8 protein-coding genes are annotated in these 9,483 nt (G+C 44.7%); all 8 read right to left on the reverse strand.

Annotated elements, in window-relative coordinates; genetic code table 11:
- Nucleotides 1-144: 144 nt before the first annotated feature.
- Nucleotides 145-873 (reverse strand): GntR family transcriptional regulator, encoded by a 729-nt coding sequence (locus tag AB4167_RS14970; RefSeq protein ID WP_017060368.1) that lies wholly within the window; start codon nt 871-873, stop codon nt 145-147.
- Between the two features lie 377 nt (nt 874-1,250).
- On the reverse strand, nt 1,251-1,445 hold the full coding sequence (locus tag AB4167_RS14975; protein WP_048617545.1) for a hypothetical protein: 195 nt from the start codon (nt 1,443-1,445) through the stop codon (nt 1,251-1,253).
- Between the two features lie 296 nt (nt 1,446-1,741).
- Complete coding sequence (locus tag AB4167_RS14980) at nt 1,742-3,673, reverse strand: alpha-amylase family protein (protein ID WP_136982392.1); 1,932 nt, start codon at nt 3,671-3,673, stop codon at nt 1,742-1,744.
- Nucleotides 3,673-5,148, reverse strand: coding sequence for a glycoside hydrolase family 32 protein (locus tag AB4167_RS14985; protein WP_136982393.1), 1,476 nt, complete (start codon nt 5,146-5,148; stop codon nt 3,673-3,675). The genes AB4167_RS14980 and AB4167_RS14985 overlap by 1 nt, the downstream gene beginning before the upstream one ends.
- A gap of 173 nt (nt 5,149-5,321) precedes the next feature.
- Nucleotides 5,322-6,329, reverse strand: coding sequence for an OmpG porin family protein (locus tag AB4167_RS14990; RefSeq protein WP_136982394.1), 1,008 nt, complete (start codon nt 6,327-6,329; stop codon nt 5,322-5,324).
- Between the two features lie 166 nt (nt 6,330-6,495).
- The gene (locus AB4167_RS14995) at nt 6,496-7,632 is read right to left on the reverse strand and encodes an ABC transporter ATP-binding protein (RefSeq protein WP_017060362.1); all 1,137 of its coding nucleotides are present in this window, start codon (nt 7,630-7,632) and stop codon (nt 6,496-6,498) included.
- A 104-nt stretch (nt 7,633-7,736) separates the two neighbouring features.
- Nucleotides 7,737-8,369, reverse strand: a complete 633-nt coding sequence (pgmB, locus tag AB4167_RS15000) for a beta-phosphoglucomutase (RefSeq protein ID WP_017060361.1) — start codon at nt 8,367-8,369, stop codon at nt 7,737-7,739.
- A partial coding sequence (locus tag AB4167_RS15005; protein ID WP_372136702.1) for a glycosyl hydrolase family 65 protein occupies nt 8,362-9,483 on the reverse strand: 1,122 nt, incomplete at its 5' end. The genes pgmB and AB4167_RS15005, both read right to left, overlap by 8 nt.

Here is a 9,483-nt window from a genome sequence, read left to right on the forward strand (position 1 = left end):
ACAAGTTAAATACAGGTTGTGTTTTTCACTGTCGTTTTTTTGTTATTCGTCACACTTGTTATTTATTGGAAATGCATAAGATTGCTTACATTCAAAACCTATAGATAAAAAAATAGCCCACAAAGGTGGGCTATTCGACATTCTCTAAACTCGTGCGGTTATCTCAAACTCATACAAGCTAGATTTATAGTAAACCGTTGAATATTCGTATATCTTCTGCTCTTCATAGTAGTTTTGTGATTGGTTGATCAAGATAGGATCAAGCTCCCCAACATCCAATAACTGCTGAACGGTGGCGTCGGGCAGAGCCGGCAACAGTTTTTGTTGCGTCTTGATCATCTCAATACCGTGACGGCTCAAATATTCGAACTTAGATCCCTTAAGATCTACTTCTGTGAGGTTAGGCAACAGCACTCGAGGGATATAAAACTCTTCAAATGAGACGACTTGTTCGTTCACCAATCGTAAACGACGAGCAAAGTTAACGGGCTCACCAAGCGAAATATTGAGTTTCTGAGCGACAAGCTCATCCGCAGGCAACACCTCAAAGGCATCAACAATATTCGTTGCCTCTAACCCTGCGCCCGCCGCTTCTTGAGCCAAACCAGACATGGAAAGAAAATCGTGACGCAGTTTATTGGATTTAACAAAGCTGCCCTTTCCTTTCTCTGAGAAGATGTAACCGCCATCATTGAGTTGCTGCAATGCTTTACGCACCGTTACACGGCTGACTTTCAGCAGGTCCACAAGCTGATTTTCAGACGGTAGCTTACTGCCCGCAGGATAAGTGCCTTTATCAATCTCGCGCTTTAACTCTCCCGCGACTTGAATGTACAAAGGCTGCAAATTTTTTTGCTCAAATAACTCAGTCATAATTCCATAAAAACTAAGGGGGTTCGGGTCATCTTACTCAAGGTATAAGGGAATACCAAGCCTACAGCTCGAGAGAAAACAATTCTAACCAAAGAAGTGGGCATTATTTGAGGAGGTTTTGGTAAATACCAGAAAGCAAAAAGCCGCTTATAAAAAACGACTTTTAAAGGTGATGCTTGCAACACTTTCTAAAAATTATAACGTGAACCACCTTTCAAACAGTTACAGCGCAATTTGTTAGATCTGGGAGCAGGTACTTGGCAGGAGATCAGCGCCACTACATTATGTAATGACGAATACAGGCTAATCCGAGAGTCCACACTGTAACTAAAATTGGCGTACAAATGGATTCAGATATGTCTTCCACTACACTCAATTTATGAAGATATTCTCGAGGAAGAACGCTGAACATGATATAACGCGCCCCCTTTTGAAAAACACTGTGTCGGTGTCATGGTGCCGATTAGGTTTCCATTAAAATAACACGCCATAATTGGCTCCGCATTTTTAGGAACTCCGGCAGCAGCAGACATAGAAGTTAGGGCAACAGCAAGTGCGATGAGATATTTCATTTGGCTCTCCTAAAGAATCAAGTTCAAGGTGACCTTATATCAGGCGACATTAAAACCTTAGTACATTAAATGGCCACAGACAAAGAAAATATCATTAATTTACAATAATTTATATTTACTCTAAATGAGTTTTTATTAGATTTATTTACGCTATGCTCGATAATTAACGTAAAAAACTCCACGAGTTGGTGGGGCTTCTTATAAGGTGTTTTCGCCGTACCATTACGTAAACTGGCTATCTAGTTGATAACTAAGCAGAGCCTACAAACGAAATGAGCGTAATAAATCACAACAAACTAAGCCTTAGTAATATTGCTTAACCACAACACCTCGTATGCAGGTACTTCAATTGTTGGACCACTAAAGCGTTGGTCAGATAAAACATCAAGACAATCGCTCCCGCCTAACACATCACAAATAGAAGCGGGAAGGTGTTGGGTGACTTCACTGAAGTTACAAATAGCCAACAGTTTTTCACCATTTTCATGAGCACGGTAATAAGCAAACAAATGTGGTCGATAAGTTTCAAGGATCTCCGTTTTCGCTTCACCAAACACTGGATTTTGCTTACGCAATTCCACCATTTGTTTTAAGTCTCGGTTAATACGGTGCTGATAACTGCCAGCTTGCTCAGCAAGCTTAATACTCTCGGCAGTTATTGTTGGGCGGTTTACCCAACGAGTGTCGTCACGTTTGAACTCGTCTTCTAGGTAAGAGTGGTCGTTCAAAATTCCTAACTCATCCCCTTGGTAGATAAGTGGTATACCACCAATGCTCAAGTTAATACTATTTAGTAAACGAATACGTTTAAGTGCAAACTCAATTGCTTGTGAGTCGTCGGCTTCAATCGCTTTTTCCAGGCCAGCTAGAGATGCCAATGAACCACACACACGGCAATCGCCTGTCGTTGGGTTTTCTTGGAACGGCACGCCCTGCGAGAATGAGCCTTCAAATTTACCAGTATAGAACTGATTCAAGAATCGACGGTGTTCGAAACCATTGATGCCTAACTGTTCGGCAACCGAATCATCAAACGTCCAACCGATATCATCGTGACAACGAATATAGTTAACCCATGAGCAAGCATCAGAGATCTCAAAGCTTTTCTTAAGTGATGCCGTGAGCAACTCAGTTTTACGCGTTGCTAGACTTTCCCACATCAACGCCATCATTAGCGGGTTGTAAGAGAGCTGACATTCACCCTTGTCGATATATTGTGCTACTTCGTCAGGGTGCACAATCGCTTCCGATTTAAATAGCACTGCTGGCGCAGCAATCTGCAGGCAGGTATTGAAACACTGAATCAGGGCGTGCGCTTTTGGTAGACTCTCACACTGTGTCCATTTCTCTTTCCAGATGAACGCTAGCGCATCAAGGCGCAAACCCTCACAACCAATATTCGCTAGGAATAGCATCTCATCAGTAATTGCGTTAAATACTGCTGGGTTTGAGTAGTTCAGATCCCACTGGAAGCTGTTAAATGTTGTCCAAACGTGCTTTTGGATATCATCAAGATACGTAAAGCTACCACGGCGTACCGTTGGGAAAATCTCGCGACAGGTTTGGTTGTAATCGTCGACATCTTGCTGCTCGGTAAAAAAGTAGTAGAAGTCTTCAAACTCTGGGTTACTCTTACGCGCTTGCTCTGCCCAGTGATGTTCGTATGACGTATGGTTGAATACAAAGTCCAGGACTAGACTAATACCCTCACTCGACAAAGCCTCAGCCAATTGAGCTAAGTCTTTCTCTGTGCCTAGCTTAGGATCAACCTTGCGATAGTCCGACACAGCGTATCCACCATCACTATCCCCTTCTGGTGCTTTGTATAATGGCATTAGGTGAAGATAGTTAATACCTAGGGATTTTAGGTATGGGATCTTTTGTTGCAGCTTGTTCAGATCGCCCGCAAACAGGTCTACATAAACAGCCATACCAAGCATTTTTTCGCTGCGATACCACGTAGGGTTTACTAGACGTTTTTCATCTAGGTTCTTCCACTTTCGCTTACGACCAGCAAAGGACTTAGCGAGGACAACCACCAGCTTTTGTAAGTGAAGGAAGAAGTCATAACGTTCACCATAGAGAGCATGTAGCTTTATAGTCAGTGATGGGAAGTATTGCTCAAGGCGTTCTAAAAATACCTTTTCATCTTTCTTAGTTAGCTTAGGCAGATCAACGGATTCAAGTACTTGATGTAGAGCCTTGTGAGCTTGTTGTTCGGTTAACATTATTTCTCTCCCATTAGGCTGGCTACTTGGACATTGGCTAGATTTAAGCTGCCGCTATCGACACTTAGTGCTACGTTGGCATCGGTATTTTTTGCATAAACAAGATTAGTGAAGCTGAACTCGCCACCATTTATCAGAAGCTCGACCGAGCCTTTATCAATCAACACTTCCACTTGGAATTTGCTATCAACAGGTAACTCGATTCGGTAATCGTGTGGGAAGTGCTTATCAATGTGCGCTTTGCCAAACTGACCGCGACGCACCGAACGCACTTCAATGCCCTTTTCCGAGCGTTTAAATTCAAAGAAAGCTGGCGTATCTTGGTACACGTTCAGGTGCAATGTTTGCTCTGAATCCAACGAACAATCCGCGGTGAACTTCATCGCTTTATGTTGGCTGTAGATACTTACTGCCTGCTCATCATTTGGTAAGATCTCTTGCGCATCAAGGCTTAGCGCTGTGTTTAACTCTTTTACAAAACGCTGGCCTACTCGCAATCCTGCCTTACTTTCGAACAAAAACAGTTCTCGCGGTAGTGCCATTGAACTACGGAAAGCGTTTGTGGGTAGTTCTGATGAATATTGATGATTGCTCATCCATGTACTGACGATGCGACGACCATCTTGTTTTGGGACATCAGAGAACGATTGTGTCGCGTAGTAATCTCGACCAAAATCTAGCCACAGCACAGTCTCAGGGTAATTGTGGTTGGTGAAGGTTTTACCATCAAAATCACCAATAAAGTACTGCGTGCCCGCACCTCCGCAATGTGCGCCTTCACCTATGCCAACCACTAGCACCCAACGAGTTTCGTCGTTACCTTCAATTTGCATCTCAAACAGATCCGGGCATTCCCAAGGACCTTTGCTGTGCGCGCCATGTTGGTAACCAAATTCACTGACCAAGTGCCAATCTAGTAGGTCGGTTGAGCGATAGAACTCAATATGTTGACCACAAGAGACCACCATTATCCAAGCTTGGCTCTCTTCATGCCATGTTACTTTCGGATCGCGAAAGTCGGGGTTGCCACGAGCTGGGATAATCGGTGCACCTTCAGCATACTTCTTCCACGTCATGCCATCCTGGCTATACGCTAAAGACTGTTGTTGAATTGGGTTTTCAACCTGCGTGCCGTCGGCAAGTGTTACCTTAGGCTGAATAAACGAAGTATAGAAAGTGAGTAAACCCGGCTGGCCGTCCTCAAATAACCCAGAGGTATTATGCCAATCGACAATTGCACTGCCGGAGAAGCACATTCCTGACTCATCAGGTAGCAGTGCTGGGCTATTCTCTTGCCAGTGAATGAGATCTTTACTGGTTTTGTGTCCCCAGTGCATTGGGCCCCATACTGTGTCATGGGGATAATATTGATAGAACTGGTGATATTGGCCGCTGAAGTAGACCAATCCGTTGGGGTCGTTCATCCAGCCAGATTCAGGAGTCATATGAAGTGAAGGGCGATATTGTTCGCTCATAAGCCGATACCGATGTTGTTAAAAATATGTCTAGGTTCGAATAGACAATAAAAAATGGAGCCTAAGCCTAGGCTCCGAAATGGACCTGTTGCCGCCAAAGCCAGCCCGAAACTAGAAATACTAAAAAGAGTGGTGCTCCCTCCTCCGCTTGAAGGAGAGAAACAAATTTTGAATTAGAAGCTGTAGTTTGCGCCTAAGATAAACAGTGGAATGTAACCATCGAACTCATCGCGTTGCGGGCCGCTAGCGAAGTCAATTTTCTTGTAGCTTGCCTCACCAAACATGCGCCAGTTCTTTGAAAGTGGGTAGTTGGCAGACACACCTAGCTTAGAGTAATCTTCCGTCCACGCATGAGCGCCTGTTGCATCAACACTCTTTTCGAATGAACCAAATTCACCCCACAATGACGCAGAAAGCTTACCGAAGTTATGCCAAATACCTGGTTTGATAATCCACTCAGTCTCAGTTTCTGAGTACCCATCTTTTGCATTCCACTGACCTTCTTGGTAACGAAAGTTCAACCACGCGCCCGTATTGTCATTGATTTTGTAGCCAAAGCCCGGCTCAACTTCCCAGTATGGAAACTCACCGGTGCCACGCTTGTATTCCACGTGGTAAAGCGCGTAACCATGCATACCCAAACGATCTGTCAGTTGGTAAGAGCCAAACACTTTACCGCCCGGAGTCGTGCGCTGATCAATACTCTCACCGGCTAACTTTAAACCCCAACCAATGTTACCTTTTTCATGGTTGTAACTACGGTTAACATAGATTTCTTGGATTGAGTTTACGCCTCGGTTGTAGTCGGCATGCTTCAGGTTGCCATTAAACAACTCTTCACGGCCAGAATAAAAACCAAAGTCCCAACCAGGTAAGTCATCGTGTCGGAAACTACCTTGCGCTATAGTGTATTTCACTTTACCTTCATTAACGCCATCATCTCGAATAATACGCTCGACTTCGATATTACTACCTAGAACTCCATGAAATTTACTTTCCTCTTGCTGAGGGGCATCTAACGCAGTAAGTAGTTCTGCATTAGAGTATTCAGACTTTAACTGCTCAACTGTGGCTGCTAATCTTTCTTCCTTTTTATCATCCTGTTGCGTCTCTTCAGCGAATAGAGCACTGGAAAAAGCTAAAGCTAAGAATACAGAGGAAGCCACTACTGTTTTTTTCATGATTATTACCTTATTATCACTATGTTACTGCCGCTCCGGTGAGGAGCAATTATTGGTACCTGCTACAACAGGCATTAATGTCCACGTTAGCAACGGCTGTAACCGTTGCTAACGCAGTAATTGAAAGCCCGCTCACCCGCGGGCTTTTTTATTATTCTTATCGTTATTAACTTGCTTGCTGCACTTGAGGCGGCAGCGTGATTAGGTCATTGAGCGTATGGCCACGCTCGTATGCCTTACCTTTGTTATCAAATAGATGGCATTTTTCAGCAGGGATGCGGATGTTCAAACGCTGGCCCACTTCAACATGAACTGTACCTGGAACGCGCACTAAGACTTCTTGACCGCCACGCACCAGTGTTGTGTAAAGCAGTGATTCAGTGCCAAGGCGCTCAAAACCTTCAACAATAACGCCAACGCCTTGCTCATCTAGGTGGATATCTTCAGGGCGGATGCCAAGTGTCATTAGTGCGCCTTGAGTTGCTCCTTGAGCATTCACTTCCGCTTCAAACTTGTAATCACCCACTTCAACGTGTGCTTTGTCTTCACAAGCAGAAATTAGTGTGGCTGGTAGCAGGTTCATTTTTGGAGAACCAATAAAGCCTGCGACGAACAATGTGTTCGGGAAATAGTAAAGATCTAACGGTGAACCTACTTGCTCAATCGCACCATCACGTAGTACAACGATCTTGTCAGCAAGGGTCATCGCTTCAACCTGATCATGTGTCACGTAAATCACGGTTGATTTCAGCTTTTGATGATACTCCGCTAATTGAAGTCGCATACGAACACGCAATGATGCGTCTAGGTTCGACAGCGGCTCATCAAGAAGAAAAAGCTTAGGGTTGCGGACAATCGCACGACCAATAGCAACACGCTGACGCTGACCACCAGAAAGTTGGCTTGGCTTCTGCTTCATCAAATTTGTCAGCTCAAGCATTTCACCAACATTTTTAACGGCTTTTTTGATTTCGTCTGCACTGAGCTTTTTCGCCAATTTCAGACCAAATGCGATGTTCTCTTCTACCGTCATATGTGGGTAGAGTGCATAGGATTGGAAAACCATACCAATCCCACGGTCCGTAGGAGACAGGTTATTAACAACCTCACCATCTAGGCACATTTCGCCTGAAGAAATATCTTCTAAGCCAGCTACCATACGTAGCATGGTTGATTTACCACAACCTGATGGCCCAACGAAAACCGTAAATTCACCGTCTTCGATTACTAGGTTGGCGTCTTTGATGATGTGCGCACCATCTGGATAAATTTTATTGATGTTCTTCAGTTCTAAGCGTGCCATTGTTCTACCTACGTTATAATTCTTTCGCCTTGTTCGGCGTATTAGGGGCAGGCAAGCTGCCCCTTTGTTATTATGTGTAAAGCTTGCTTTATCAGCGTTTAGCTTTATAGGATTGCAGCAAGTTTCATCTCAGCTGTATCCTCGAAGCGCCATGTTGCATGACCAACGCGCTCATTAGGGCCAATCCCCACTACGCGCATACCTGCTTCTTTGGCTGCATCTACGCCCGCTTCTGCATCTTCAACCACAATACACTCGTCAGCGTTTACACCTACTTGGCCTGCCGCGTGAATAAACACGTCTGGTGCTGGCTTAGAGCGTTGTACTGACCATCCATCACCGATTGCATCAAACAGTGGCGTAAGGCCAAGGCGGTGTAGAATAGGACGCGCATTTTTACTTGCTGACGCCAGTGCAACCTTGATGCCACGTGCATTTAGCTCCAGTAGGAACTGCTCGATGCCCGGTAGTACGTCTTTTGCAGAAATTGTGTTTAGCAGATCAACGTAGTAGTCGTTCTTACGTTTCATTAGGTCTGCAAACTTCTCTTCGCTGATCTCTTTCCCATCTAGGATGATTTTTAGAGAGGCCTCACGAGACACACCACGCAGTTGCTCATTGATTTCACGATCGAAATAGTAACCTTCTTCGTTCGCCATATGCTGCCATGCTTGGTAGTGCAGTTCAGCGGTATCAGTAATTACGCCATCCAGGTCAAAGATAAATGCCTTACACATTGAAAGTAGCCTCTGTTGATTCAATTACACGTGGCTCACCCGCAACTTCGATGTTAAGTGGCTGGCCGTTAAACTCTGGACGAACAATGCTTACTTGAGCACCGTCTACTGTTACTTCCAGACGCTCACCTTTCCAGTAGATTGGGAAGTTAACGCTATCCCACTGTTTAGGTAGGTTCGGGTTAATGCGCAGTTCGCCACCAAGCATGCGTACACCACCGAAACCGTATACAACACACTGCCACATACCACCAATAGACGCTGCGTGGATACCGTGATCCGAGCTCTTCATGTTCTGACCAATGTCGATAGAAGTCGCTTGTTGGAACAGGTCGTAAGACAACTCTGGGTTACCAACATCTGACGCCAGTACAGAGTGAGTTGATAGACTGAGAGAAGAATCGTGTAGCGTTTTCGGCTCGTAGTAGTTCCAATTCGCTAGCTTAGTCTCTAGGTCAAACTTATCTTCCTGTTGTAGGAATAAAACCATTAAATCAGCCTGCTTAGAAACCTGCATCTCGTTCACTTGATCTAGGCTGTAGTCTTGGAACAGACCACCAACGAATGGCTGCACTTTGTACTTAGTTAGGTCAATGATCTCTTTTTGTAGGTAAGTATCGTCTTGTGGGATGATCTTATCTTCTTCACGCGGTTGCGGTAGGTAGATATCATCTACGCGTTCTAGCCACATCTTGCGTGCTTCAACTAGGTTCAGCTTGTCAGACAGCTTAGCCAGTAGCTCTGGGTTAGACGCTTCTAGGTCTTCGTAGTAACGAATCGCTAGCTTGATGTTTTCAACAGCCATGTAGTTAGTGAACGCGTTGTTGTCGATGTGCTCTTTGTACTCATCAGGACCTATTACGTTACAGATACCCCACATGTTGCGGTCTTCTAGCCACTCTAGGCGGCTTGTCCAGAATGTTGCTGTGTCGAACATGATCTCGTAGCCCATGTCGTCCATGAACTTCTGGTCACCCGTGATCTGGTAGTACTGCCATAGGGCGTAAGTGATGTCACACGTGATGTGCTGCTCGATAAAGCCAGACCAAATCTTAGTAGACTTACCAGTGATAATGTCTACTGCCCCCCATACTGGTATATGGAATCCACGTAT

This window comes from Vibrio sp. 10N.286.49.E11 (genome assembly GCF_041469505.1).
Taxonomy (GTDB): Bacteria; Pseudomonadota; Gammaproteobacteria; order Enterobacterales; family Vibrionaceae; genus Vibrio; species Vibrio crassostreae_C.

Excerpts from the sequence above, each read along its gene's own strand:
- AB4167_RS14970 (WP_017060368.1), bottom strand. The coding sequence starts at position 873 with ATGACTGAGTTATTTGAGCAAAAAAATTTGCAGCCTTTGTACATTCAA.
- AB4167_RS14975 (WP_048617545.1), bottom strand. The coding sequence starts at position 1,445 with ATGAAATATCTCATCGCACTTGCTGTTGCCCTAACTTCTATGTCTGCT.
- AB4167_RS14980 (WP_136982392.1), bottom strand. The coding sequence starts at position 3,673 with ATGTTAACCGAACAACAAGCTCACAAGGCTCTACATCAAGTACTTGAA.
- AB4167_RS14985 (WP_136982393.1), bottom strand. The coding sequence starts at position 5,148 with ATGAGCGAACAATATCGCCCTTCACTTCATATGACTCCTGAATCTGGC.
- AB4167_RS14990 (WP_136982394.1), bottom strand. The coding sequence starts at position 6,329 with ATGAAAAAAACAGTAGTGGCTTCCTCTGTATTCTTAGCTTTAGCTTTT.
- AB4167_RS14995 (WP_017060362.1), bottom strand. The coding sequence starts at position 7,632 with ATGGCACGCTTAGAACTGAAGAACATCAATAAAATTTATCCAGATGGT.
- pgmB (WP_017060361.1), bottom strand. The coding sequence starts at position 8,369 with ATGTGTAAGGCATTTATCTTTGACCTGGATGGCGTAATTACTGATACC.